The sequence below is a fragment of the Streptomyces sp. NPDC023527 genome (genome assembly GCF_055560115.1).
In genome coordinates this window covers 282,784-306,453 of record NZ_JBVHJJ010000007.1, presented here as the reverse complement: position 1 = coordinate 306,453, position 23,670 = coordinate 282,784, and the positions used below count along the sequence as shown (strand labels likewise).

Sequence of the window (23,670 nt, the reverse complement as noted above, 5' to 3'; positions counted from 1 at the left end):
GTACCGCACGTGTCGACCGGGAGGCGAGACACATGGGCGAGAAGACGGGCATGAACCCAGGGGCCGCGGGCAGGGCAGTGACGGCCGACCGGCCGAGCCACGTACGCAATGTGGTGCTGGTCGGCCACAGCGGAGCCGGGAAGACGACCCTGGTGGAGGCGCTGGCGCTGGCCACCGGCGCGGTCAACCGGGCCGGCCGGGTGGAGGACGGCGCCGCGATCTCCGACTACGACGAGATCGAGCACCGCCAGCAGCGCTCGGTCCAGCTGTCCCTGGTCCCTGTCGAATGGGCGGGGATGAAGATCAATCTGTTGGACACACCCGGCTACGCCGATTTCGTCGGCGAGCTCAGGGCCGGTCTGCGAGCGGCGGACGCGGCCCTTTTCGTCGTCTCGGCGGCGGAGGGCACCGAGGGCATCGCCGGGGCGACCCGCGTGGTGTGGGAGGAGTGCGCGGCCGTCGGGATGCCGCGGGCGATCGTCATCACCCATCTGGAGGCAGCCCGCGCGGACTTCCAGGAGATGACGGAGACCTGCCGCGCCGCCTTCGGCGGCGACTCCCCCGACAGCGTGCTGCCGCTGTATCTGCCGCTGCACGGCCCCGAGGGGCCCGACGGGCACCGCCCGGTCGCCGGCCTCATCGGCCTGCTCTCGCAGCGCGTCTTCGACTACTCCTCCGGCGAACGCTCCGAGACCGCGCCGGGGGCCGAGCAGCTCCCGGTGATCGAGGAGGCCCGCGCCCGGCTCATCGAGGGGATCATCGCCGAGAGCGAGGACGAGACCCTCATGGACCGCTATCTCGGCGGCGAGGAGATGGACGTCAAGACCCTCATCGAGGACCTGGAACAGGCCGTGGCGCACGGCAGCTTCCACCCCGTGCTCGCCGCCGCCCCCGCCGCCGAGGGCGCCCGGCAGGGGCTGGGCACCGTCGAACTCCTGGAGCTGATCACCGGCGGCTTCCCCGGCCCGGCCGAGCGCGAGGCCCCCGCCGTCACCACCCCCGACGGCCGAGCCCGGCCACGCCTGGCCTGCGACCCCTCGGGTCCGCTGGCCGCCGAAGTGATCAAAACCTCCTCCGACCCCTACGTCGGCCGGATCTCGCTCGTACGCGTCTTCTCCGGCACCCTGCGCCCCGACGAGACCGTCCATGTCTCCGGGCACGGCCTGGAGGACCGCGGGCACGAGAGCCACGACGTCGACGAGCGCGTCGGCGCCCTCTCCTCCCCCTTCGGCAAGCACCAGCGCCAGCTCAACCAGGCCATCGCCGGGGACATCGCCTGCGTCGCCAAGCTCGGCCGCGCCGAGACGGGCGACACCCTCTCCGCCAAGGGCGATCCACTGCTGATGGAGCCCTGGCAGATGCCCGACCCCCTGCTGCCCGTCGCCATCCAGGCGCACAGCAAGGCCGACGAGGACAAGCTCTCCCAGGGCCTGTCCCGGCTCGTGGCCGAGGATCCGACCATGCGCCTGGAGCAGAACCCGCACACCCACCAGGTGGTGCTGTGGTGCCTGGGCGAGGCGCACCGCGAGGTGGCCCTGGAGCGGCTGCGCTCCCGGTACGGCGTACGGGTCGACGTGGTGCCGCACAAGGTGTCGCTGCGCGAGACCTTCGGTTCGAAGGCGGCCGGCCGCGGCCGGCACGTCAAGCAGTCCGGCGGCCACGGGCAGTTCGCCATCTGCGAGATCGAGGTCGAGCCGCTGCCCGGCGGCTCCGGCATCGAGTTCGTGGACAAGGTCGTCGGCGGCGCGGTCCCCCGCCAGTTCATCCCCTCCGTCGAGAAGGGCGTACGGGCCCAGGCGGCCCGCGGCGTCGCCGCCGGCTATCCGCTGGTCGACGTGCGGGTGACGCTCCTGGACGGCAAGGCGCACTCGGTCGACTCCTCCGACGCCGCCTTCCAGACGGCGGGCGCCCTCGCCCTGCGCGAGGCCGCCGCCGAGGCCCGCATCCACCTCCTCGAACCCGTCACGGAGATGCGGATCCTGGTCTCCGACGACTACGTCGGCCCGGTGATGAGCGATCTGTCGGGGCGGCGCGGCCGGGTGCTGGGCACCGAGCAGTCCGGTCCCGGCCGGACGCTCGTACGCGCGGAGGTCCCGGAGATCGAGATCGGCCGCTACGCCATCGACCTGCGCTCCCTCTCCCACGGCACCGGGCGCTTCAGCCGGTCCTACGCGCGCCACGAACCGATGCCCCCTCAGGTCGCCGACCGCGTCCGCGAACTCGCCGATAACGGCTGATAGTTCACAAGCCGCCCGCCTCAACTCATCCGAGGCGGGCGGCTTTGCGATCTCCTGCGACAGCCGGCACCCCACGCCGATACGCTGGAGCCGCGGACCAACACGTATGGCGCGGGCGGTCGTCGTCAGGCAGGCCGCGGGATGGGCATGCGGCGCATTGGGGGCAGCAGTGGCAGCAGGGGACGCGTTCGACTTCAGCCCGGGTGCACAGATCCCGCTCTCGGGCTCCTCCGGACAGACGGCGGCGACCCAGGCACTCGCCTCGGCCGCCTATCGCGACGGACCGGTGGACGGGCTCCTCAAGGCCAATTCCGACTGGGCCACCTCCGAGGTCAAGCCACCCCGTATCTCGCTCTTCGAACCCAACCTGGGCGAGGCGTTCTCCCGCGCCGTGCAGCTGCGGGTCCTCGGCGCCGGCCGCAAGCCGCTGATCCAGTCCTTCGGCCTCGACCCGCAGCCCGTCGTCGAGCACTGTCTGGCGGCCAGCCGCATCCGCAAGCAGCGCGACGCCCGGCTCACCGTCATCATGCTCGTCTTCGGGCTGCTCTTCCTCCCCGGCGTGCTGCTGTGGCTCGGCTCCTTCCAGCTCCGCCGCACCCTCGCGGGCGCCCAGAACAAACGAACCGGCGCCCTCGGCATGGCCCTCCTCGCGGCCCTCGCCGTCTTCGCCGTCATCTTCCTGGTGAAGATGCCCTTCCACGGCTTCTGGGGCTTCTATCTCCGCGCCATGATCATCGCCCCCCTCATCGGCGGCGTCTGGGCCAAGGTCGAGTGCGAGCGCACCGCCAAGGATCTCCGCGACCGCTGGACGGGCCTGCTCTCCGGTGGCGGCATCGGCGCCAAGATCCCCGAGGCCGTGCCCAAGAACCCCGGCGAGACCGCCGCCGAACGGCTGCGCCAGTCCCTGGAGCGGCTCGCCGCCGAACAGCACAGCAACGTCGCCTTCTACGCCGGTCCCAAGGGCATCCTCGGCATGGGCACCCGCTGGGGCAGCTGGCAGCTCGCCGAGGAGCTCGTCCCCTCCGACCCCGAGAAGGAGATCAACCCCTTCCGCAGCTGGGACGTCATCCGGGCCATCCACGACCAGCTGCGGCTGCTGGAGCGCAGCCCGGTGCACACCGGCGGCTTCCCCACCCCCTCCGTCGAACACTGGGTGGTCTCCCCCGTCGGCGAGGGCGCCGGCGCCGTCTCCCGCCCCGAAGGCACCGACGGCTACCAGATACGGGGCGCGGAGCTCCAGAAGATCTGCAACGAGCAGCAGTTCGGCGCCGGCAGCCGGCACTACCTCGGCGTGCAGTTCGTCCTCTGGGACGGCCAGCTGGTCATCACCCTGCTGATCACCGTCACCGTCCTGCACAAGACCCTGCGCATCGAGGTCACCGGCCACGCCCTCGGCCCCGTGCACGGCCTCTTCATGGGCAAGCCCGCCGCCCGCACCAAGACGGTCGCCAAGACCGTCAAGTTCTGGGAGACCCGCACGCGCAAGCTGTCGGTCGTGCCGCCCAAGGAGGTCGTCCGGCTCGCCGCCCGCGCACCGCTCACCTGGTACCCCCCACTGCTGGAGTACTGGGGCGGCAAGCTCGTCCTGCCCGAGCCCTTCGGCCTGCGGCACGCCTGGGCCGACAAGCCCTGGCGGCACCGCTTCATGGCCGACGACGCGCTGCGCGCCACCACCCCCGTGCTGCGGGTGGTGCACGAGGCGGCGCTGCGCGTCCTCGCGGAGAACGGCGTGAACACCGAGCGCTTCGCCGGACGCGCCATGAACCTCAGCGGCGCCATCCAGGACCCGCAGCCCCGCCAGGCCGACGTCTACAACGCCTGACCCACCGTCACCCGCTGGGCCTCACCGGAAGATCCCGGTGTGGCCCAGCGAGTACCGGCCCGGCTGCGGGTAGACCGCGAGCCCGTGCGGCCCCGCGCCCACCGGGATCTTCGCGATCTGGTGCCCGTCCCGGGTGTCGATCACATAGACCTCCGCGTCGTAACGCCCCGACAGCCACAGCTCCTTGCCGTCCGCCGACACCCCGCCCATGTCCGGGCTGCCACCGTCCGGCAGCTCCCACTTCTTCACCAGCTTGCGCGTCGGCAGGTCCAGCACCGAGACCGAGCCCTCGCCCCGGTTGGAGATGTACAGCGACTTGGAGTCCCGGCTGACGTACAGCCCGTGCGCGCCCTTGCCGGTCGGCATCAGCTTCGGCTCGGTGAACTTGTCGCCGTCCAGCACCCAGACCCCGTCGGCCATCATGTCGGCGATGTACCAGGTCCGGCCGTCGGAGGAGATCTTCACGTCCTGCGGCATCGCGCCCTCGAACGGCAGCTTCTGCTGACCGATGACCTTCATCTTCGCCGTGTCGACCTTCAGCAGCTCCCCGGAGAACTCACAGGAGACGATGAAGTACTTCCCGTCCGGCGAGAAGTCCGCGTGATTGACCCCGCGGCACGACACCGGCTCCGTCTTCTTCCGCTTCATCGTGTGCGCGTCCCGGAAGACCAGCTCCCGGTCCATGGACGCCATCACCACCGCGTACTTCCCGTCGGGCGTGAAGTAGAGGTTGTACGGATCGTGGACGTCGACGGTCTTGCCCGCCTTGCCGGTGGCCGGATCGATGGGCGTGAGGGTGTGTCCCCGGTCGTTGTTGACCCACAGCGTCTTCAGGTCCCACGACGGCACCACGTGCTGCGGCTGCTCGCCCACCGGGATGGTCTCGACGACCTTGTACGTCCTCGGGTCGATGACACTGACCGTGTTCGACTCCGTGTTGGGCACGTACACCCGCGACGGGAACCCCTTGACCACCGGTGACAGCGCGTTCGGCCGGTCCGCCGCGTACAGGTCGTTCGGATCGAGCAGCGGTGGCATCCCCGGCAGCCCCGCCGGCGCTTCCGGCTCCTTGCGCGGGTTGGCCTGGCGCGGGTGGGCGTCCGCCGCCTCGTCGCTGGAGTCCCCGCCGCCGCAACCGGTGGCCAGCAGGGCGCCGGCGACGGCGAACAGCAGCGCCCAGCGGGCCTTGCGCAGCCGCGACCGGTGGGCAGGGCGCCGGAGTCGCGGGGCGGGCCGCCGCACGTCCTGGGGGTCGGGCTGTCGGTCGTACGAGGACTGGATCATCGGGTCAGCAGCTCCGTTGTCGTCACCGCGCGCAGACCGCGCCGGTGCAGGCCGTCGAGGATCGCGGGCAGCGCGGCGACCGTGCCGGCGTGCCCGAAGTGCAGACTCACGACCGACCCGGGCCGCACCGCCCCCAGCACGGTACGCCGGATCGCCTCCGCGCCCGGGTCGGTGAAGTCGAGGGAGTCCACGTCGTACGAGAGGACGTGCGGATATCCGGCCTCGCGGGCGGCCCGGACCACCCGCTCGGTGGCGAGCCGCGTCCGCGACGGCCGGAACCAGCGGCCGATGCCACCCGTCAGCTTGCGCAGCCGGTCCGCGCACTGGGTGATCTCCGCGGCGGCGACGGCCGGCGTCATCCGCGCCATGTCGAGGTGGCGCATCGTGTGATTGCCCAGCTCGTGGCCGTGGTCGAGGATCCGGCGCGCCATCTCCGGCTGGGCGTCGAGCCACTCGCCGACGGCCAGCACGGTCACCCGCGCCCCGGCCCGCTCGGCCTCGGCCAGCAACGCGGTGGCGGACTTGGGGTCGCCCTGGCCGTGGAAGGTGAGCGCCACGGCACGGCCGGTGCGGGGGCCGTGCTCGATCTGCGGGGGCAGCCCCGCGGGCAGCGCCGGCGGGGTGCGCGACGCGGACGGACCGGGCCGCGCGGGCGAGGCGGACCGGGCGGCCGACGCCGGGGGCGCGGTCGGCCGTACGGACGGGTCGGCGGCCCGGGGGCCGGCGTCGTCGCGCCCGCCGCAGCCGGCCGCGGCCGCCCCCGTGAGGGCGCTGCCCGCGGCCGCGCGCAGCACGGTGCGGCGGTGAAGGAAAGTCACCGCACCATTAGAACTTCTCTTTATTAAGACTTTGGGAGATTCGCCCTTTTTTACCCGGCGCGTGTCCCCGTCGGCCGGGCGGGTGACAGGCCCCTACTCGGTGGGCCAGACGTCCGCGAGCATCTTGCGGGTGTCCGCGAGCAGTTGGGGCAGCACCTTGGTGTGGCCGACGACCGGCATGAAATTGGTGTCGCCGCCCCAGCGCGGAACGATGTGCTGATGCAGGTGAGCGGCGATGCCGGCGCCGGCGGCCACGCCCTGGTTCATCCCCACGTTGAACCCGTGCGCGCCGGAAGCGGTACGGAGCGCCCGCATCCCCCGCTTGGTGAACTCGGCGAGCTCGACGGTCTCCGCCTCGTCCAGGTCGGTGTAGTCGGCGACGTGCCGGAAGGGGACGATCATGCAGTGGCCGCCGTTGTAGGGGTAGAGGTTGAGCACGGCGTAGACGTGCTCGCCCCGGGCGATGATCAGCCCGTCCTCGTCGCTCTTGGCGGGAATGGAGCAGAACGGGCAGCCGTCGTCGGCCCCCGGCCCGGTGGGCTTGTTCTCACCCTGGATGTACGCCATCCGGTGGGGCGTCCACAGGCGCTGGAAGGCATCCGGCGCCCCCACTCCGAACTGCTGCTCCGGCTCACTCGTCATGCGGGCCAGCATATTCCCCGGCGGGGGCGCGAACGCCAGGAGGGGGCGGCCCGATGGGCCGCCCCCTCCTGTCACCGCGAGCGCGGGAAGCGCGTCACACCTGGACGCGGCGCTCCACCACGTCGGCGATCTTGGCGATCGCCTCCTCGCGCGGGATGCCGTTCTCCTGCGACCCGTCCCGGTAGCGGAAGGAGACCGTACCCGCGGCCATGTCCTCGTCACCGACGATGATCATGAACGGGGTCTTCATCTTCTGATGGTTCCGGATCTTCTTCTGCATCCGGTCCGAGGAGGCGTCGACCTCGACCCGCAGCCCCTTCTCCTTCGCCTCGTCGGCGAACTTCCGCAGGTACTCGACGTGGGCGTCACCGATCGGGATGCCGACCGCCTGGACCGGGGCCAGCCACGCCGGGAACGCGCCCGCGTAGTGCTCCAGCAGCACGCCGAAGAACCGCTCGATGCTGCCGAAGAGCGCACGGTGGATCATGACCGGCTGCTGGCGCGAGCCGTCCGCCGCCGTGTACTCCAGGCCGAACCGCTTGGGCTGGTTGAAGTCGACCTGGATCGTCGACATCTGCCAGGAGCGGCCGATCGCGTCCCTGGCCTGCACGGAGATCTTCGGGCCGTAGTACGCGGCGCCGCCCGGGTCCGGGACCAGGGGCAGCCCCTGCTTCTCGGCCGCCAGGCGCAGCGCCTCGGTGGCCTCCGCCCAGTCCTCGTCGGAGCCGATGAACTTGTCCGACTCGGGGTCGCGGGTGGAGAGCTCCAGCTCGAAGTCGTTCAGGCCGTAGTCGCGCAGCAGGTCGAGCACGAAGGTGAGGAGGGTGTCGAGCTCCTCCGGCATCTGCTCCTTGGTGCAGTAGATGTGCGAGTCGTCCTGGGTGAAGCCGCGCGAGCGGGTCAGGCCGTGGACGACGCCGGACTTCTCGTACCGGTACACCGTGCCGAACTCGAACAGCCGCAGCGGCAGCTCACGGTACGAACGCCCGCGCGACTTGAAGATCAGGTTGTGCATCGGGCAGTTCATGGCCTTGAGGCGGTAGTTCTGCCCGTCGAACTCGATGGGCGGGAACATGCCCTCCGCGTAGTGCGGAAGGTGCCCGGAGGTCTCGAAGAGGTGCTCCTTCGAGATGTGCGGGGTGTTCACGAACTCGTAGCCGGAGACCTCGTGCCGCTTGCGCGAGTAGTTCTCCATCTCCTTGCGGATGATGCCGCCCTTGGGGTGGAACACCGCGAGGCCGGGGCCCAGCTCGTCGGGGAAGGAGAAGAGGTCGAGCTCGGCACCCAGCTTGCGGTGATCGCGCTTCTCGGCCTCGGCCAGGAACTCCAGGTGCGCCTTCAGCTCGTCCTTGGTCGGCCAGGCGGTGCCGTAGATGCGCTGGAGCTGCGGGTTCTTCTCGCTGCCCCGCCAGTACGCCGAGGCGTTCCGCATGAGCTTGAACGCCGGGATGAACCGGGTGGTGGGCAGGTGCGGACCGCGGCAGAGGTCCTTCCAGCACAGCTCGCCGGTCTTCGCGTCCAGGTTGTCGTAGATGGTGAGCTCGCCCGCGCCCACCTCGACGTCCGCGCCGTCGTCGTGCGAGGCGGAGCCCTTGAGGCCGATCAGCTCCAGCTTGTACGGCTCGTCCGCGAGCTCCTCGCGGGCGGCCTCGTCGGTGACCACACGGCGGGAGAACTTCTGGCCCCGCTTCTGGATCTCCTGCATGCGCTTTTCGATGGCCTTGAGGTCATCGGGGTGGAAGGGCTTCTCGACGTCGAAGTCGTAGTAGAAGCCGTCCTTGACCGGCGGGCCGATGCCCAGCTTGGCCTCGGGGAAGAGCTCCTGCACGGCCTGCGCCATGACGTGCGCGGTCGAGTGGCGCAGGATGTCCAGGCCGTCCTTCGAGGAGATCTCGACGGGTTCGACCTCCTCGCCGTCGGCGACGACGTACGCCAGGTCCTTCAGCTCGCCCGCGACACGCGCGGCGACGATGGTGCGCTCACCGGCGAAGAGATCGGCGGCCGTAGTGCCCGTCGTCACCACGCGCTCTTCCCGCTCGGAATCGCGATGGATGATCACACGGACGTCTGACACCGGTCTCTCCTGACTCAAGGGTCGCGACAGCGGACGCTGCGCGCCTGAATCGTACCGAGCCCGGACCCCTGGTCGCGAAACGGTTTACCCGAGCGCCCCTAGTCGCCCTCGCGGGCCCCCTCGAAGAAGTCCAGGTTCTCGTGGAGCGACTTCAGCAGCCGGTCCCGTTCGGCGTCGTCGACCGGTACGGGCGTGAGGTCCGCGGCGTCGGTCAGGCGGCGGAATCCGCCCCGGCTCTCCAGGCGGCCGCTCACCCGGACCGGCACGCCCACCAGGTGCGCGTGGCCGGCGACGCGGTAGTCGTCCTCGCCGAGGGCGACCCGCACCTGAGCCACCTCCGCCCCGTCGAGGACCCGCAGCCGCACCACCCCGGTCCCGGCCGGATCGTCACGCCGCATCCGCACCACGGCACCCGTGAGCCGCACCGGCACCGAGGGCTCGTTCCGTACGTACCGGGCGCCGGCCTCGCGCAGGGCGGGGAGGTCGCCGGGCGAGAACTCCACCGGCTCGGGGTGGGCGGCGAAGCCCTCGGGCGGGCCGGCGGCCGGGGACCAGTGCAGGGCGATCCGGACGCCCGCCGAGCCGCGTACGAGCGTGCCGACCGCCTCGGTCAGCTCATGGCAGACCCCGACCTCGACGGCCGACTCGAACGCCTCGCGGCTCCCCGTGGCCCGCTGGAGGTCCGTGGCGTCGCGGGCGGCGTACAGGGCGCGCAGCAGCGCGGTGGTGACCGGCCTGGCGCCTTCGCCCCCGCCCTCCCCCACCGGCAGGAAGACGGTCAGCTCCCGGCCGCCCGGGGCGGGGCCGACGAGCAGCCGGTCGAGGGCCGCCTCGGCGCGGCGGCGGTGCCGGGCGCCGTGGTAGCCCGCCGGCCCGTGCGCGGCGAGCGCGGCGGCCAGGAGCATCGCGCGTGCCCCGGTGCGCAGCCGTTCCTGCGCGGCCCAGGCGGCGGCCGGGACGGTGGGTTCGGGGACCTCGCGCCACCAGTGGATCTCGTCGCCCGGCACGCGCAGCGACAGCAGGACGTCGCGGGCGGAGGGCGCGGCGCTGCGTTCCAGGGCGGTGAGCGCCTCGGTGAGCAGGTCGGCGCTGTCGGGGAAGGCGCGGCTCTCGGGGAGCAGCAGGCTGGTGCCGCCGCCGTCGGGCGGGGTCCAGCGGCTGTAGGCGCCGGGGGTTCCGCCGCGCCGTCGCCAGCCGTGACGGGCGAGCAGGGCGCCGAGGATGTGCGGGTCGGGGCACTCCACGGGGGCGGGTCGGTCGCCGGGTCCGGGGCTGGCGGGTCGTGCGGGGCCTATGCGCTCCGTGGGCTCTTGCGGTGGCCGGTGCATCAGGGTCTCCCTCCCGTCCCGACCCGCGTCATGATCTCGCAGAGCGCGCGGTCGTCGAAGACGCGTGTGGTCGGGATCCGCACAGTAGTCCTGCGCCGGCCCGTCACCGGGTGGCCGGCGAGGTTGGTCCAGTAGCAGCAGTGCCGCAGTTCGAGGCCGTCGTGATCGGCGCGCAGCCAGTCGTCGCGGGCGCGGGGCACGATCATCACGACGAGGATCTTGTGGACCGAGACGGGGGTGCGGGCCAGTTTGATCAGGTGGTCGTTGTCGAGGGTGAAGGAGAAGGCCGGGGCGGAGGGCGGTACGGACGCCGAAGCGGCCCGGTCGGGTCCCGGTGTGCGGGGGCCGAGCTGGTAGGTGCTCTTGAGCTGCACCTTGATGGTGACCTCGTCGTCGATGGTGTGGCCGGGGGCGGTGTGGCTGACGTGCCAGTCGATGCCGTAGTCGGGGAAGGGCTGGGCCAGGGAACAGCCGGCCGCGGCCGCGACGGCGTGCAGATAGCCGACCTGGAGCGTCTCCATGCAGGCGGTGGTGGCGAGCGCGCCGCGGGGGGAGGGGGTCCGTCCTTGCAGCAGCCCGCTCGGTTCGGGGCGTGGGAACGCCATGTCCGAATCCCTCCGGGCGTCATCGGACCGTCGGTCCGTACATCTGTGTTGTCTCCTTTGCAACTCCACTGCAAACAAGGACGGTTCGCGCCACGGCGTAGCCGGGTATCACCTCGCGGGGAGGGCGGATTCACGCCAATGGGCAGGCGAGCGCGAGGAGTTGGACGATGTGCTGGTTCGAGGGGCCACTCGCCGCCTTCGACACCGAGACCACGGGGGTCGATGTCGAGCGCGACCGGATCGTGTCGGCGGCCGTCGTGGTGCAGTCGGAGTCGGGGGCGCACCCGATCGTGACGAGTTGGCTGGTGGATCCGGGGATCCCGGTTCCGTCGGGGGCGACGGCGATACACGGCCTCACGGACGGGCATCTCCAGCGGAACGGGCGGTGGCCCGCGCCGGTGATGGAGGAGGTGGCGCGGTCGCTGGCCGGGCACGCGGCGCGGAACACCCCGCTGGTGGTGATGAACGCGCCGTTCGATCTGACGCTGCTGGACCGGGAGTTGCGGCGGCACCGGGCGTCGACGCTGGCGGCGTATCTGGGGGGTGCGGCGCTGTGCGTGCTGGACCCGTGGGTGCTCGACAAGCACCTGGACCGCTATCGCAAGGGCCGGCGCACCCTGACCGACCTGTGCGCGCAGTACGGGGTGGAGCTGACGGGCGCGCATGACGCGGCCTCGGACGCGCTGGCGTCGATGGAGGTCGTACGGGCGGTGGGGCGCCGCTTCGCGGAGCGGCTGGAGCGGCTGAGCCCGGCCGAGCTGCACGCCCGGCAGGCGGTGTGGCACGCGGCGCAGGCGCGGGGTCTGCAGGCGTGGTTCACGCGGAACGGCTCGGAGGAGCGGTGCGATCCGGCGTGGCCGCTGCGGCCGTCGCTGCCCGCGGCCGCCTGAACAACGCGCAAGGCCGGTCCGTCTGTTGGCGGACCGGCCTTGACCGGGGTGGGCGATACTGGGTTCGAACCAGTGACCTCTTCGGTGTGAACGAAGCGCTCTCCCACTGAGCTAATCGCCCGGGTTTCGTCCTCGGGGCCGCCCCCGGGAACGGACTGAACAATACAGGCCGCGGCGGCTCTCCATCAAATCTCCTTCGCGCCGGCCGGCGGCCGGGGCGGCGACGCCGGGCGGCGGGGTGCCCCGAGGCGCGTGGAGGCACACAAAAGGACCGAGGGTCCGTGAGGTGTGAACCTCACGGACCCTCGGTCCGCTGTGGGCGATACTGGGATCGAACCAGTGACCTCTTCGGTGTGAACGAAGCGCTCTCCCGCTGAGCTAATCGCCCGGGCGCACCGCAAACATTACCGCATGTCAGACGGTGTCCAGAACCATGCCGGGCGGTTCTCAGCGGTGAGCGTGCCACGGCATGGTCATGCCGTACTTCGCCACATAGACGCCCACCAGCACGGCGATGATCACCAGCCCGATCGTGGTGAGGATGATGTTGCGCCGGCGGACCGCGGGGTCCAGGGCGCGCTGGGCCGCCGCGGTGACCTTGCGCTTGGTCCAGCGCAGCACGAGCTGGGCCCAGACGAACTCGGTCGCCCAGATCGCCATGCCGCCGAAGATCACCAGCCAGCCGGGGCCGGGCAGGGGCAGCATGATGACGCCGGCGACCACGACGGCGAGGCCGACGACGAAGACCCCGACCTGCCAGCTGAGGTGCAGCGGCCGGGAGCGCTTGATGAAGTGCGGCGCCCGCGACCCGAGGGCGGGCTCCGACCCCTGGGTGCCGTCCCCGCCGGCCCCGGCGCCGTCCCCGTTCGTGGCCGCCGTCGCGTCCGGCCGCCGCTCGTCACTCTCCGCATTCATACGCCCCAACGTACCGGACCGAACCGGAACTCACCGGAATGGCGGTATTGGCGGGCGGACGACTGCGCCGTACGAGGTATCCGAAGAGCCTCAAAACGGTCAGAGGGGTTTACAACGGCACCGTAGGTGGCATGTCGATTTCGCCGACGTGCGAATCCCCGAGCGCACACTGAGCGAAAGGCCCTGGCGCTTATGAACACCACGGTCAGCTGCGAGCTGCACTTGCGCCTCGTCGTGTCGAGCGAATCCTCACTGCCTGTGCCCGCAGGCCTGCGGTACGACACGGCCGATCCGTATGCCGTGCACGCCACCTTCCATACCGGAGCCGAAGAGACGGTCGAGTGGGTCTTCGCCAGAGATCTGCTGGCCGAGGGTCTGCACCGGCCCACCGGCACCGGCGACGTCCGTGTCTGGCCGTCCCGCAGCCACGGTCAGGGCGTCGTGTGCATCGCGTTGAGCTCTCCCGAGGGCGAGGCCCTGCTGGAGGCTCCGGCGCGAGCCCTGGAGTCGTTCCTGAAGCGGACCGACGCCGCGGTGCCGCCCGGCACCGAGCACCGTCACTTCGACCTGGATACCGAGCTCTCGCACATCCTGGCGGAGAGCTGAGGCCGGCCGGTAGCTGACACCAGGCGCGCCCGCCCACTCGGGGGGTCGGGCGCGCGTCCCTCGCACAGGGCACGACGACCTTCGGCGCCGTCCCCGCGGATCCTCGCGGGCGACGGCGCCGTCGCGTTGCCGAAGCGCTAGAGTCGACCTCCCGATCGAACACATGCCGCCCTACCCCAGCCGGCCAGGGAGCGAACGAACCGTGCTGATCAACCACGACACCCGGTGCGCGCTCGACGCCGTCGTCGATCTCGTGAACACCTCGGCCGAGGCGCCGGCGGGCTCCGTCGGAGGGGCCCGCGAGGGCCTCGCCGACCTGGCGGCGCTGCGCCGCTACGTCGAGCGCAATGACATCAGCGGCGCCGCCGTTCTCCGGGAGCGGGACGTGGCGGCCGTCCGGGCCGTGCGGGACCGGTTCGCCCGGGTGTTCGCGGCCGAGGACACGGCCGCGGCCGCCGAGCTGCTGAACGCCATGGTCGCCGAGGCCGGCACGACGCCCCGGCTGACGGACCACGACGGCTACGACTGGCACATCCACTACTTCGCGCCCGGCGCCTCCGTCGCCGAGCACCTGGCGGCGGACGGCGGGATGGCGCTGGCGTTCCTCGTCGTGGCGGGCGAGCGGGAGCGGCTGCGGCGCTGCGAGGCGCCGGACTGCGGGCGGGCCTTCGTGGACCTCTCCCGCAACCGCTCGCGCCGCTACTGCGACGGCCGCACCTGCGGGAACCGGCTGCATGTCGCCGCGTACCGGGCGCGGCGCAAGGGAACCGTCGGCTGAGCGGACGCGGAGGCGGTGTCCGGCCGATACCTATACGGGAATTCGCATCGAGAACGTCGGGAACGACCTGATTCCGCCACTTCACCGGCGCTTCCGGGCGGCATCGGAAAATCTGACGACGCGACAGCTCGCTCCGCGCCCGGAGATTCCGTTTATATTCCGTGCTTCTTGAGAATTGCCTCGATATCGGAGAAGTCCTCGCCGCCGCCCGATTTCTTGCCCTTGGGCCGGGGAGCGGCCTCGGTGCGGCCCGGTCCCAGTGACGGAGCGGAGCCGGCCGGGGCCACGGCATCACGCCCCGCGCTCGCGGCGGCGGGGCGCTCCTCGCGGCCGCCGCCGAGCCGGCGGCGCTCGACGACCCGGCTCGCCATGAACAGCAGGGCGGAGAGCGCGAGCACGCCGAATCCGGCCCAGACGGTGGGCTTGAGGACGACGTCGGTGACCCAGTCGATGATCCCCGTCATGACCAGTCCGAGGGGTACGAGCGCGTAGGCGGCCGTGCGCGTCGCGGCGAGGAACCGCCTGCGGTAGGCCGTCAGCGCCGCTATGCCCAGACCGGCCGCGGACACCGCCGTGCAGATGGTCGAGATCAGCATCCGCTCCTCCTCGCTCCTCGCGTTTCCTGGCTCCGCCTTCCATCCTGCACCGGCCGGCGCCTCTCCAGCCAGGAACGGACGCGGGCTCCGGGAGATCTCCGGGTCATCTCGGGGGCCGCTCCTCCCCAGGGCCGAGCCGGGCGCGGGGCGGGCGGGGCCTGGGGGAGGATGCGCCGGGCGGGACCGGTACGGCTCCGGGGCGTACGGACTGCGAGACTGGCCCCATGAGCGACTCCCACACCGGCGCCACCGCCCGTCCCGTCCTCGATGTCTGGTGCGAGCTGCAGTGCCCCGACTGCCGCGGCGCCCTCGACGACCTGCGCGCCCTGCGCGCCCGCTACGGCGACCGGCTGGAGATCCGGCTGCGCCACTTCCCGCTGGAGAAGCACAAGCACGCCTACGCGGCCGCCCAGGCCGCCGAGGAGGCGGCTGAGCAGGGGCAGGGGTGGCCGTACGCCGAGGCGGTGCTGGGCCGGGTCGAGGAGCTGGCCGCCCGGGGCGAGAAGCTGCTCGTGGAGGTGGCCGGCGAGCTCGGGCTGGACGCCGAGGAGGTGGACACCGCGCTGATCGACGGCCGGCACCTGCTGATCGTCGACGCGGACCAGGCGGAGGGCAAGGCGATCGGGGTGACGGGCACCCCGACCTATGTGATCGACGGCGAGCGGCTGGACGGCGGCAAGAGCCAGGAGGGGCTGCGCGAGCGCGTCGAGGCGATCGTGGACCGGCTGCTGGGCCGGGACGGTTAGAGCAGCGCCTTGTGCAGGTGGAACCGGGTGGGGCGGTAGCCCAGCGACTCGTACAGCCGTAGCGCCGGGGTGTTGTCGGCGAAGACGTTGAGGGCGATCCGGCCCGAGCCGGCCGCCAGCGCCCGGTCCTCGGCCAGCAGCATCAGTGACCGGCCGTGCCCCCGGCCCCGGTGCTCGTCGTCGACCCGGACGTCGTAGACGTACGCGCCCGGCCCGTCGGGGGCGGCCGCGCGCAGCGCGACCCACAGGGTGCCCACCGCCGTGCCGTGGTGGGTCAGGACGCCCAGGAACGTGCCGGGTGTGGCCAGGCCCTCGGCGAGCGTCTCGCGGTGGTCGGCGTCGGCCTTGGCGTAAGCCTGCGCGGCGGGGACGCCCCGGTCGATCCAGGTCCGCGCGTAGACCTCCCTGCCCCGCTCCTGCCAGGGGCCGAACTCCGCCTCGGTCATCGGCCGCCCCTCGGAGCCCTCGGGCAGCCGGGGGGCGGTGGTCAGCGGCTTGGCCATGTGGCGGTTGCGCTCGACGTACCCGAGGGCGCCGGCGAGTCCCAGCGCCACCTCGGCGGCCGCGTCGACGGACACCTCGACCCGTTCGCAGCCCCAGCCCCGCAGCACCTCCTCGGCGGCGAGCGCGGCGACCGTGCCGCGGCCGCGGTGGCGGTCGCGCGGGTCTATGCCGAGCCGGACGATCCGGCCCACGCGGGGGCCGAAGCGCCGGTCCGTGGCCAGGTCCGTGCGGCCGACGGGCCGGCTGTTGACGCAGACCTCGTACGAGCGGGACCGGCCGCCGTCGGGGGTGCGCTGTTCGGGTGCGGTGGGGCGCAGGGTGGTGGTCACGTTCGTTTTGTACCTGCCCGGCGGCCCCGCGTCACGGCCTTTACGGATCGATGTCCGCGGCCGCCCGCTCGTCGAAGATCCGCATGGCCTTGAGGGTCACCGGGCCGGGGGCGCCCGGCAGTTCGCGGTCGTCGACGAGGCGGACCGCCTGGACGTCGCGCAGGGTGGAGGTCAGGAAGATCTCCTCGGCGCGGTCGAGGGCGTCCATCGGCAGCTCGGTCTCCTTGGCGCCGGTCCACTCCACGACCAGGGCGCGGGTGACGCCGGCGAGGCAGCCGGAGGCCAGCGGCGGGGTGTGGAGCTCACCGTCGAGGACGACGAAGACGTTGGAGCCGGTGCCCTCGCAGAGGGCGCCCGCGGTGTTGGCGAACAGCGCCTCGGTGGCGCCCCGCTCCCGGGCCCGCGCGAGGGCGACGACGTTCTCCCCGTAGGAGGTGGACTTCAGCCCGGCGAGCGCGCCGCGTTCGTTGCGGGTCCAGGGCACGGTGATCGCGGTCGTGGTGTCCGGGCGCCGGTCGGTCGCGGCGAGGGCCACGACCAGGGTGGGGCCGCCGTCGCCGCGGTCGGAGCCGAGCGGGGAGAGCCCGCCGGTGTAGGTGATCCGCAGCCGGCCGAAGGGCATGGGGTCGGCGTCCAGGACCGCCGCGCAGGCCCGGCGGACCTCGTCGAGGTCGGGGTCGGGCAGGCCGAGGCCGCGGGCGGAGGCCGTCAGCCTGGTGAGGTGGCGGGTCAGGGCGAAGGCGCGGCCGTGCTCGGCCTTGAGGGTCTCGAAGACGCCGTCGCCGACCGTCAGGCCGTGGTCGAAGACCGATACCTGGGCGCTGTGGGGGTCGCGCAGCGAACCGTTGAGCCAGATCGTCACCGTTTCGTCCCTCCGAGCGGCTGATGGGTCTCCGACGCTATCGCGAGCAGCCGGGAAGCCTTCAGCTCCGTCTCGGCCCACTCGCGCTCCGGGTCGGAGCCCCAGGTGATGCCGGCGCCGGTGCCGAAGCGCAGGACGGGCCGGGGGCCGGTGGTCCGGTCGATCCAGAAGGTGCGGATGCCGACCGCCAGTTCGCCGGTGCCGCGGTCGGCGTCGACCCAGCCGACGCCGCCGCAGTAGGGGCCGCGGGCGGCGGGCTCCAGGGCGCGGATGATCTCCAGGGCGCTGGCCTTGGGCGCGCCGGTGACGGATCCGGGCGGGAAGGTGGCGGCGAACAGCTCGGCCCATCCGGCGCCCTCGGCGATCTCGCCGCGCACGGTGGAGACGAGGTGGACCAGGCCCGGGTGCGGCTCGATCGCGCAGAGTGCGGGGACGGTCACGGATCCGGTGGCGCAGACACGCCCGAGGTCGTTGCGGACCAGGTCCACGATCATCACGTTCTCGGCGTGGTCCTTCTCCAGCAGGTCCTCGGCGGTGCGGCCGGTGCCCTTGATCGGCCCGGACTCGACCGTGCGGCCGGTGCGGCGCAGATAGAGCTCGGGCGAGGCGGTGGCGACCTCCACGCCGTGCGCGGGCAGCCGTACGGTGCCGGCGTACGGGGCGGGGTTGCCGCGGGCCAGCAGGGCGGCCAGGGCGTCGATGTCCGCGGGCGCGGAGTCGGCGGGGTCGGGCAGGGGCGCGCCGAGGACGCGGCAGAGGTTGGCCTGGTAGACCTCGCCGGCCGCTATGTGCTCGCGTATGCGCCGTACGCCCGCGGTGTAGGCGGCGCGGTCCAGGGAGCTGGTCCAGTCCTCGCGGGCGGGGCCGCGCCACTGGCCGGGGACGGCCGCGGGGGCGGGTGCGGGGCGTACGTCCCCGAAGCGGGCGCACAGCAGGTCGCCCTCGAAGTCGGCGACCACGGCCCACCAGCCCGTGGAGTCCAGGGCTGCCGGGTCACGGGTGACATCGCGCAGGTCAGTGGCGAGGAGGCCACCGAAGCGGGCCATCGGAGGGAGCATCGGGGGAGAGCTGTGCACGTCAATGAGTCTATGGCGGGGCCGCGCGGGGCGACCCGGGCGGACAATCAGCGCAGCACGCTGCGGAAACGGAATTTGAGCTGGCGCTGGAATCCGCTAGAGTTCAACACGTCGCCGGGACGCGCAAGCGGACCGGGCGGACACTGCGGACGTAGCTCAGTTGGTAGAGCACCACCTTGCCAAGGTGGATGTCGCGAGTTCGAGTCTCGTCGTCCGCTCGATGTTGGGGGATCTTCCCGTCCCCCGCACTCCTGGTGGAGTGGCCGAGAGGCGAGGCAACGGCCTGCAAAGCCGTCTACACGGGTTCAAATCCCGTCTCCACCTCCAAGGACGATTAGCTCAGCGGGAGAGCGCTTCCCTGACACGGAAGAGGTCACTGGTTCAATCCCAGTATCGTCCACCGAGGTCTTCACGGACCTTCCCGCGCGATTAGCTCAGCGGGAGAGCGCTTCCCTGACACGGAAGAGGTCACTGGTTCAATCCCAGTATCGCGCACGTCGCACCATGGACGATTAGCTCAGCGGGAGAGCGCTTCCCTGACACGGAAGAGGTCACTGGTTCAATCCCAGTATCGTCCACCGAGGTCCTCGCGGACCTTCCCGCGCGATTAGCTCAGCGGGAGAGCGCTTCCCTGACACGGAAGAGGTCACTGGTTCAATCCCAGTATCGCGCACACGAATCGGCCGAGGGCCGGAGCACTTGAGCTCCGGCCCTCGGTCGTTGTCGTTGTCCTTGATCGCTGCCCTCGGCCGTTGTCGTCGTCCTCGGACGGGTGCGGATACGCGACGGCCGGGTACCTCCCCAGGTACCCGGCTCGTCGTGCCGTCCGCCGTGCCCCCGTCCCCACGGGGTTGATCAGCCGGGTTGTCCCCGGCCCGGGCCGCTCTCCCGGGCCTGAGGCGCCTCAGCGCCCCAGCATTCCGGCCACGGACGACGCTTGGATGACGACGGCGTCCCAGCCGCCGAAGGCCACGGCCATGAGCGCGGCGAGGGGCAGCACCATGGCCGCGGCGACCAGCGGATGACGGGTGCCGGACGGACGGGTGCCGAAGGCGGCCGCCGCCTTGAGGCCGCGTGCCCGGGTGACCGTGCGTCCCGCGGTGTCCGCCATCGCCTTCTCCTGTCCTGCCGGTCCCTGTCCCGCCCTGTCGTTGCGCGTAGGAGCGACGGGCGTCTGACCTCGGGGGACGAGTGCTACGCCCGCCGCTCGTCCTCAACATTAGGCGCGGGGCACCGGGCCGGTCGTCATGCCCGCGTACCGTTGCCGGGCCTCCCGGAGGATGAGCGGGCGCCGGGCGGCTACTCCTCTGGTTGGAGATGGATCGCCCCGACCCCGGGGACTTCCCGGAGGGGTCGCCCCGCAAGCCCTCACCCCCACCGGACCGGGTGACTTCGCTCACTTCCGTCACACCTCCTCCGGTCAAGATCATCCCCATCGCCACGGCCCCCTCCCCCACCGCTTCGTACGCCCCACCCGCCTCTTCCGTACCTCTTCTCCTCTGCCTCCCGTCGTGCCCCGATCCCCCAATCCCCCTCCCCCTGCGGCCTCTTGGCCACCCGCCCCTCGGCGGGCCGCCGGCAACGCGCCGCCCCCGCCCGCCCGTCGCGGATCCGGGCGGGCGCGGGTAAACCGGTCGCCGACGCATGCGCGGCCTATCAGCGCGCCCGCCCGTCAATCCGTAAGCTGGGCCCCGTCAGACGGACCGGGCAGCGGGGATGAAGATGGCGATGATGCGGCTCCGGCGCGAGGACCCGCGTGTCGTCGGCTCGTTCCGGCTTCACCGCCGGCTCGGCGCGGGCGGCATGGGCGTGGTGTACCTCGGCTCGGATCGGCGCGGGCAGCGGGTGGCACTGAAGGTGATCCGGCCGGACCTGGCCGAGGACCAGGAGTTCCGCTCGAGGTTCGCGCGTGAGGTCTCGGCCGCCCGGCGGATCCGCGGCGGCTGTACGGCGCGGCTGGTGGCCGCCGACCTCGACGCGGACCGGCCGTGGTTCGCGACGCAGTACGTACCCGGGCCCTCCCTGCACGACAAGGTGAACGAGGACGGGCCGCTGTCGGCGGCTCAGACCGCCTCCATCGGCGCGGCGTTGGCCGAGGGGCTCCTCGCGGTGCACGACGCGGGGGTCGTGCACCGCGACCTCAAGCCGTCGAACATCCTGCTGTCGCCCAAGGGCCCCCGGATCATCGACTTCGGCATCGCCTGGGCCACCGGCGCGAGCACGCTGACGCACGTCGGCACGGCGGTCGGCTCCCCCGGCTTCCTCGCGCCCGAACAGGTGCGCGGCGCCGCGGTGACGCCCGCGACGGACGTCTTCGCGCTCGGCGCGACCCTCGCGTACGCCTCCATGGCGGACTCGCCCTTCGGCCAGGGGAGTTCGGAGGTCATGCTCTACCGCGTCGTGCACGAGGAACCCCAGCTCATGGCCGTACCCGACGCGTTGGCGCCGCTGGTGCACGCCTGTCTGGCCAAGGATCCCGAGGAGCGGCCGAGCACGCTTCAGCTGTCGCTGCGCCTGAAGGAGATCGCGGCCCGCGAGGCGCACGGCCTGCCGGACGGCAGGCAACCGTCGCCGCGCCGGGAGCCGGAGCGCCCGTCCGGGCAGCGGGCCGCGGATTACGAGGAGCAGCACACCGAGCGGCGCACGCTCCAGGCCCCGGCGCCGCGCCCGCACGCGCCGTCCCGGCCCGCCGACGCCGGCCGCTCCGCCGGCCCGGCCCGGCCGCCCGCCCAGCGCGGCGCGGGTGGCCTCGCCGGCCCGGCCGGCGCGCGGCGGTCGGGCGCCTCCCGTGGCGGCTCGCGTCCCGGTCCCCGTACGGGTCCGGGTGCGCGGCGTCCGGGGCCGGACCGGCGGCTGCTGCGGCAGCGGGTGACCGTCTTCGTGGTGGTGACGGTGCTGGTCGCGCTGGGCATCGCGGTGGCACAGGGCTGCCAGGGCCCGGCGCACAGCATGGGCGAGGTGCCGCGTACGCCCTTGGTGCTGTCGCAGGGCGGGGACGCTCGCGCCCTGGACGCTGACGTCCAGGGGGATGGCCTGGGGACCGGTGACGCGCGGGGCGGTGACGCTCGGGGTCGTGACCTGGGGGCGGATGATGGTCGGGGCGGCGACGCAAGGGCGTGACTCTGGGGGTGGATGATCCTCAGGCCTGCCACGCAAGGTCGTGACCTGCGGGCAGATGACGCTCAGGCTGGCGACGCCCCGGGCGGTGGCGCCGGGCACCCGGGCTCAAGCCTGAGGGCGGCCCGTCGTCACCGCGTAGAACGCCACCGCGGCCGCCGCTCCGACGTTGAGGGAGTCCACGCCGTGGGCCATCGGGATGCGCACCCAGTCGTCGGCCGCCCGCAGCGCCCGCGCGGACAGTCCCTCGCCCTCGGCGCCGAGCATGAGCGCGACCCGGTCCAGCCGGTGCGGGGCGACGTCGTCGAGCGAGAGCGCCTGCTCGGCCGGGGTGAGGGCGAGGACCCGGAAGCCCGCCTCGCGGACGGTCTCCAGGTCGCGGGGCCAGGTCTCCAGGCGGGCGTACGGCACGGAGAAGACGGCGCCCATCGACACCTTCACCGACCGCCGGTAGAGCGGGTCCGCGCAGTCCGGTGAGAGCAGCACGGCGTCCATGCCGAGGGCTGCCGCGCTTCTGAAGATGGCGCCGATGTTGGTGTGGTCGACCAGGCTCTCCAGCACCGCGACGCGCCGCGCGCCGCCCAGCAGTTCGCCGGCGTCCGGGAGCGGTTTGCGCTCCATGGAGGCGAGGGCGCCCCGGTGGACGTGGTAACCCGTGACCCGCTCGGCGAGTTCGGGGGTGACGGCGTAGACGGGCGCCTCGGCCTCGTCGATGACGTCGCGCATGACGTCGACCCACTTGGCCGTCAGCAGCATGGACCGCATCGCGTACCCGGCCTCGCGGGCGCGCCGGATGACCTTCTCCCCCTCGGCGATGAAGAGGCCCTCGGCCGGTTCGCGGCGGCGCCGCAGTTCGACGTCGGTCAGGCCGGTGTAGTCGCGCAGGCGCGGATCGGCGGGGTCGTCGATGGTGATGAGCTCGGCCATGCCATGTCCTCGTGGGTGGTGCTGTCGACGTGCTGGTACTGCGGGACGGCCGCCGCTAGGCGGTGGGGCGCCTCACCGGTCCCCGGCCGGGCCCACCGAGACGACCTCGCCGATCACGATGACGGCGGGAGGCCGTATGCCCTCGGCCACGACCCGCTCCCCCACCGTGGCGAGGGTCGCGTCGACGCGGCGCTGGGCGGCGGTCGTGCCTTCCTGCACCACCGCCACGGGGGTGCCCGCCGAGCGGCCGTGGCGTACGAGCGTGGCGGCGATGGCGCCGATGTTCTCCACGGACATCAGCAGGACGAGCGTGCCGCGGAGCCTGGCGACGGCCTCCCAGTCGACCAGCGACCGCGGGTCGTCGGGGCCGACATGGCCGCTGACGACCGTGAACTCGTGCGCCACGCCCCGGTGGGTGACCGGGATCCCGGCGGCGCCGGGCACGCTGATGGTGCTGGAGACGCCGGGGACGACGGTGCAGGGGATGCCGTGCTCGGCGAGCGCCTGGACCTCTTCCATGCCGCGGCCGAAGACGAACGGGTCGCCACCCTTGAGCCGGACGACGGCCTTGCCGGCCTTGGCGTGCTCGACGAGCGCGTTGTTGATGGCCTCCTGGGCCATGAACCGGCCGTACGGGATCTTCGCCGCGTCGATGACCTCGACGTGGGGCGGGAGTTCGTCGAGGAGGTCGCGGGGACCGAGGCGGTCGGCGATGACCACGTCCGCCTCGGCGAGGAGGCGGCGGCCGCGCACGGTGATCAGGTCCGGGTCGCCGGGGCCGCCGCCGACGAGCGAGACGCCCTTGGCGCGGGCGCGGTAGTGCGGGGCGGCCAGGCTGCCCTCGCGCAGGCCCTCGACGATGGCGTCGCGGACGGCGGCGGAGCGGCGCGGGTCCTGACCGGTGAGCACGGCGACGGTGACGCCCTCGCTGCGGCCGGTGGCCGGCGTCCAGGCGGAGGCGGCGGAGGCGTCGTCGCTGCGTACGGCCCAGACGCGGCGGGCCTCGGCCTCGGCGGAGGCGGTGCGGTTGGCGTCCGGGTCGTCGGTGGAGATCAGGGCGTACCAGGCGCCGTCGAGGTCGCCCTCGCGGTAGCCGCGCCGCTCCCAGCGCAGCTCGCCTGCCTCGGCCATGGCCTCCACGGAAGGGGTGGCGGACGGGGAGATGAGCAGCACGTCCGCACCGGCGGCCAGCAGCGCGGGCAGCCGGCGCTGGGCGACCTGGCCGGCGCCGAGCACGACGACGCGGCGTCCGGCGAGGCGCAGTCCGACGGGGTAGGCGGCGGCTTCGTTGTACTCGGCCATGGGGGTGCGGGTCTCCTCGTGGGCGAATGCGCTGGTGGCGGCGAATGCGCTGGTGGGGACACCCTACGGTGCGTCGGGGGCTCGGGGGCGGGGCGGTACGGGCCGTTCCGGGGCCGCCTGATGCACGGCGGGTGCGGTTTCCCGTCGAGCGAGCCCCCCAAGCCACCGCAAATCACGCGTCATGCCCCTCCCGGGGGCCCGGGAGTCTCCGT

The 23,670-nt window shown here is 72.6% G+C and carries 21 protein-coding genes and 8 tRNA genes; 13 read left to right on the top strand and 16 right to left on the bottom strand.

Features of this window, described 5'->3' with window-relative positions; translation table 11 throughout:
- Positions 1–32 precede the first annotated feature (32 nt).
- Together ACZ303_RS16770 and ACZ303_RS16765 are read left to right on the top strand one after the other, a co-directional pair.
- Positions 33–2,237, top strand: coding sequence for an elongation factor G-like protein EF-G2 (locus ACZ303_RS16770; protein WP_467339503.1), 2,205 nt, complete (start codon positions 33–35; stop codon positions 2,235–2,237).
- Between the two features lie 106 nt (positions 2,238–2,343).
- Entirely contained in the window at positions 2,344–4,059 is a 1,716-nt protein-coding gene (locus tag ACZ303_RS16765) for a hypothetical protein (protein ID WP_467339501.1), read from the top strand.
- Positions 4,060–4,080: 21 nt separating this feature from the next.
- On the opposite strand, the gene ACZ303_RS16760 is transcribed toward ACZ303_RS16765, so the two are convergent.
- The 6 genes from ACZ303_RS16760 to ACZ303_RS16735 form a co-directional block, all read right to left on the bottom strand.
- Positions 4,081–5,343 carry a YVTN family beta-propeller repeat protein gene (locus ACZ303_RS16760; RefSeq protein ID WP_467339499.1) on the bottom strand — a complete coding sequence of 421 codons (1,263 nt, stop codon included), beginning with the start codon at positions 5,341–5,343 and terminating at the stop codon, positions 4,081–4,083.
- Positions 5,340–6,161: a polysaccharide deacetylase family protein gene (locus ACZ303_RS16755; RefSeq protein WP_467339497.1), complete on the bottom strand. Its 822-nt coding sequence runs from the start codon at positions 6,159–6,161 to the stop codon at positions 5,340–5,342. Before ACZ303_RS16755 ends, ACZ303_RS16760 begins: the two co-directional genes overlap by 4 nt.
- A 93-nt stretch (positions 6,162–6,254) precedes the next feature.
- A complete protein-coding gene (locus ACZ303_RS16750) occupies positions 6,255–6,815 on the bottom strand; it encodes an HIT family protein (RefSeq protein WP_467339495.1) in 561 nt (186 codons plus the stop codon).
- An 82-nt stretch (positions 6,816–6,897) separates the two neighbouring features.
- Positions 6,898–8,877 (bottom strand): threonine--tRNA ligase, encoded by a 1,980-nt coding sequence (gene thrS, locus ACZ303_RS16745; protein ID WP_467339493.1) that lies wholly within the window; start codon positions 8,875–8,877, stop codon positions 6,898–6,900.
- A 98-nt stretch (positions 8,878–8,975) separates the two neighbouring features.
- The gene (locus ACZ303_RS16740) at positions 8,976–10,205 is read right to left on the bottom strand and encodes a hypothetical protein (protein WP_467339491.1); all 1,230 of its coding nucleotides are present in this window, start codon (positions 10,203–10,205) and stop codon (positions 8,976–8,978) included.
- Positions 10,205–10,810, bottom strand: a complete 606-nt coding sequence (locus ACZ303_RS16735) for a DUF4365 domain-containing protein (RefSeq protein WP_467339489.1) — start codon at positions 10,808–10,810, stop codon at positions 10,205–10,207. Before ACZ303_RS16735 ends, ACZ303_RS16740 begins: the two co-directional genes overlap by 1 nt.
- Before the next feature lie 167 nt (positions 10,811–10,977).
- Here ACZ303_RS16735 and ACZ303_RS16730 point away from each other — a divergent pair, with 167 nt between their 5' ends.
- On the top strand, positions 10,978–11,700 hold the full coding sequence (locus tag ACZ303_RS16730; RefSeq protein WP_467339487.1) for an exonuclease domain-containing protein: 723 nt from the start codon (positions 10,978–10,980) through the stop codon (positions 11,698–11,700).
- 49 nt (positions 11,701–11,749) lie between these two features.
- On the opposite strand, the gene ACZ303_RS16725 is transcribed toward ACZ303_RS16730, so the two are convergent.
- The 3 genes from ACZ303_RS16725 to ACZ303_RS16715 form a co-directional block, all read right to left on the bottom strand.
- Positions 11,750–11,821: transfer RNA gene (locus ACZ303_RS16725), tRNA-Val, on the bottom strand.
- A 195-nt stretch (positions 11,822–12,016) separates the two neighbouring features.
- Positions 12,017–12,088 (bottom strand) — tRNA-Val (locus ACZ303_RS16720).
- A 59-nt stretch (positions 12,089–12,147) separates the two neighbouring features.
- Positions 12,148–12,615: a TIGR02611 family protein gene (locus ACZ303_RS16715; protein ID WP_467339485.1), complete on the bottom strand. Its 468-nt coding sequence runs from the start codon at positions 12,613–12,615 to the stop codon at positions 12,148–12,150.
- Positions 12,616–12,807: 192 nt separating this feature from the next.
- On the opposite strand from ACZ303_RS16715, the gene ACZ303_RS16710 reads away from it, so the two are divergent.
- Both ACZ303_RS16710 and ACZ303_RS16705 read left to right on the top strand, forming a co-directional pair.
- Positions 12,808–13,221: an SsgA family sporulation/cell division regulator gene (locus ACZ303_RS16710; protein WP_003959770.1), complete on the top strand. Its 414-nt coding sequence runs from the start codon at positions 12,808–12,810 to the stop codon at positions 13,219–13,221.
- Between the two features lie 202 nt (positions 13,222–13,423).
- Complete coding sequence (locus tag ACZ303_RS16705; RefSeq protein ID WP_467339483.1) at positions 13,424–13,999, top strand: CGNR zinc finger domain-containing protein; 576 nt, start codon at positions 13,424–13,426, stop codon at positions 13,997–13,999.
- A gap of 152 nt (positions 14,000–14,151) precedes the next feature.
- On the opposite strand, the gene ACZ303_RS16700 is transcribed toward ACZ303_RS16705, so the two are convergent.
- Positions 14,152–14,595 (bottom strand): hypothetical protein, encoded by a 444-nt coding sequence (locus ACZ303_RS16700; protein ID WP_467339481.1) that lies wholly within the window; start codon positions 14,593–14,595, stop codon positions 14,152–14,154.
- A 224-nt stretch (positions 14,596–14,819) separates the two neighbouring features.
- Here ACZ303_RS16700 and ACZ303_RS16695 point away from each other — a divergent pair, with 224 nt between their 5' ends.
- Positions 14,820–15,341 (top strand): DsbA family protein, encoded by a 522-nt coding sequence (locus ACZ303_RS16695; RefSeq protein WP_467339479.1) that lies wholly within the window; start codon positions 14,820–14,822, stop codon positions 15,339–15,341.
- Here ACZ303_RS16695 and ACZ303_RS16690 read toward each other — a convergent pair.
- From ACZ303_RS16690 to ACZ303_RS16680, 3 genes are read right to left on the bottom strand one after another with little or no spacing between them, the layout of a single operon-like run.
- Positions 15,338–16,174: a GNAT family N-acetyltransferase gene (locus ACZ303_RS16690; protein ID WP_467339477.1), complete on the bottom strand. Its 837-nt coding sequence runs from the start codon at positions 16,172–16,174 to the stop codon at positions 15,338–15,340. The two genes, ACZ303_RS16695 and ACZ303_RS16690, sit on opposite strands and share 4 nt — an antisense overlap.
- A 40-nt stretch (positions 16,175–16,214) precedes the next feature.
- Entirely contained in the window at positions 16,215–17,036 is an 822-nt protein-coding gene (locus ACZ303_RS16685; protein WP_467339476.1) for an aminotransferase class IV, read from the bottom strand.
- Complete coding sequence (locus ACZ303_RS16680) at positions 17,033–18,094, bottom strand: chorismate-binding protein (RefSeq protein ID WP_467339657.1); 1,062 nt, start codon at positions 18,092–18,094, stop codon at positions 17,033–17,035. Before ACZ303_RS16680 ends, ACZ303_RS16685 begins: the two co-directional genes overlap by 4 nt.
- Positions 18,095–18,257: 163 nt before the next feature.
- Between ACZ303_RS16680 and ACZ303_RS16675 the strand changes: the two genes are divergently transcribed.
- The 6 genes from ACZ303_RS16675 to ACZ303_RS16650 all read left to right on the top strand — a co-directional run bounded on the left by ACZ303_RS16675 (position 18,258) and on the right by ACZ303_RS16650 (position 18,785).
- A tRNA-Gly gene (locus ACZ303_RS16675) sits at positions 18,258–18,330 on the top strand.
- A 35-nt stretch (positions 18,331–18,365) separates the two neighbouring features.
- Positions 18,366–18,439, top strand: a tRNA-Cys gene (locus ACZ303_RS16670).
- Between the two features lies 1 nt (position 18,440).
- Positions 18,441–18,512: transfer RNA gene (locus tag ACZ303_RS16665), tRNA-Val, on the top strand.
- Between the two features lie 23 nt (positions 18,513–18,535).
- Positions 18,536–18,607: transfer RNA gene (locus tag ACZ303_RS16660), tRNA-Val, on the top strand.
- Positions 18,608–18,618: 11 nt separating this feature from the next.
- Positions 18,619–18,690, top strand: a tRNA-Val gene (locus tag ACZ303_RS16655).
- A 23-nt stretch (positions 18,691–18,713) separates the two neighbouring features.
- A tRNA-Val gene (locus tag ACZ303_RS16650) sits at positions 18,714–18,785 on the top strand.
- Positions 18,786–19,016: 231 nt separating this feature from the next.
- Here ACZ303_RS16650 and ACZ303_RS16645 read toward each other — a convergent pair.
- Positions 19,017–19,223: a hypothetical protein gene (locus ACZ303_RS16645; RefSeq protein ID WP_467339474.1), complete on the bottom strand. Its 207-nt coding sequence runs from the start codon at positions 19,221–19,223 to the stop codon at positions 19,017–19,019.
- A gap of 611 nt (positions 19,224–19,834) precedes the next feature.
- Between ACZ303_RS16645 and ACZ303_RS16640 the strand changes: the two genes are divergently transcribed.
- Entirely contained in the window at positions 19,835–21,232 is a 1,398-nt protein-coding gene (locus tag ACZ303_RS16640) for a serine/threonine-protein kinase (RefSeq protein WP_467339655.1), read from the top strand.
- Positions 21,233–21,337: 105 nt separating this feature from the next.
- Here ACZ303_RS16640 and ACZ303_RS16635 read toward each other — a convergent pair whose 3' ends face one another.
- Together ACZ303_RS16635 and cobA are read right to left on the bottom strand one after the other, a co-directional pair.
- Complete coding sequence (locus ACZ303_RS16635; RefSeq protein WP_467339472.1) at positions 21,338–22,156, bottom strand: TrmH family RNA methyltransferase; 819 nt, start codon at positions 22,154–22,156, stop codon at positions 21,338–21,340.
- Between the two features lie 72 nt (positions 22,157–22,228).
- Positions 22,229–23,458, bottom strand: a complete 1,230-nt coding sequence (cobA, locus tag ACZ303_RS16630; protein ID WP_467339470.1) for a uroporphyrinogen-III C-methyltransferase — start codon at positions 23,456–23,458, stop codon at positions 22,229–22,231.
- Positions 23,459–23,670: the final 212 nt, after the last annotated feature.

Coding starts and splice junctions, on each gene's coding strand:
- ACZ303_RS16770 (WP_467339503.1), top strand. CDS start 33: ATGGGCGAGAAGACGGGCATGAACCCAGGGGCCGCGGGCAGGGCAGTG.
- ACZ303_RS16765 (WP_467339501.1), top strand. CDS start 2,344: ATGGCGCGGGCGGTCGTCGTCAGGCAGGCCGCGGGATGGGCATGCGGC.
- ACZ303_RS16760 (WP_467339499.1), bottom strand. CDS start 5,343: ATGATCCAGTCCTCGTACGACCGACAGCCCGACCCCCAGGACGTGCGG.
- ACZ303_RS16750 (WP_467339495.1), bottom strand. CDS start 6,815: ATGCTGGCCCGCATGACGAGTGAGCCGGAGCAGCAGTTCGGAGTGGGG.
- ACZ303_RS16740 (WP_467339491.1), bottom strand. CDS start 10,205: ATGCACCGGCCACCGCAAGAGCCCACGGAGCGCATAGGCCCCGCACGA.
- ACZ303_RS16735 (WP_467339489.1), bottom strand. CDS start 10,810: ATGGCGTTCCCACGCCCCGAACCGAGCGGGCTGCTGCAAGGACGGACC.
- ACZ303_RS16730 (WP_467339487.1), top strand. CDS start 10,978: ATGTGCTGGTTCGAGGGGCCACTCGCCGCCTTCGACACCGAGACCACG.
- ACZ303_RS16715 (WP_467339485.1), bottom strand. CDS start 12,615: ATGAATGCGGAGAGTGACGAGCGGCGGCCGGACGCGACGGCGGCCACG.
- ACZ303_RS16710 (WP_003959770.1), top strand. CDS start 12,808: ATGAACACCACGGTCAGCTGCGAGCTGCACTTGCGCCTCGTCGTGTCG.
- ACZ303_RS16700 (WP_467339481.1), bottom strand. CDS start 14,595: ATGCTGATCTCGACCATCTGCACGGCGGTGTCCGCGGCCGGTCTGGGC.
- ACZ303_RS16695 (WP_467339479.1), top strand. CDS start 14,820: ATGAGCGACTCCCACACCGGCGCCACCGCCCGTCCCGTCCTCGATGTC.
- ACZ303_RS16680 (WP_467339657.1), bottom strand. CDS start 18,094: ATGCTCCCTCCGATGGCCCGCTTCGGTGGCCTCCTCGCCACTGACCTG.
- ACZ303_RS16645 (WP_467339474.1), bottom strand. CDS start 19,223: ATGGCGGACACCGCGGGACGCACGGTCACCCGGGCACGCGGCCTCAAG.
- ACZ303_RS16640 (WP_467339655.1), top strand. CDS start 19,835: ATGGCGATGATGCGGCTCCGGCGCGAGGACCCGCGTGTCGTCGGCTCG.
- ACZ303_RS16635 (WP_467339472.1), bottom strand. CDS start 22,156: ATGGCCGAGCTCATCACCATCGACGACCCCGCCGATCCGCGCCTGCGC.
- cobA (WP_467339470.1), bottom strand. CDS start 23,458: ATGGCCGAGTACAACGAAGCCGCCGCCTACCCCGTCGGACTGCGCCTC.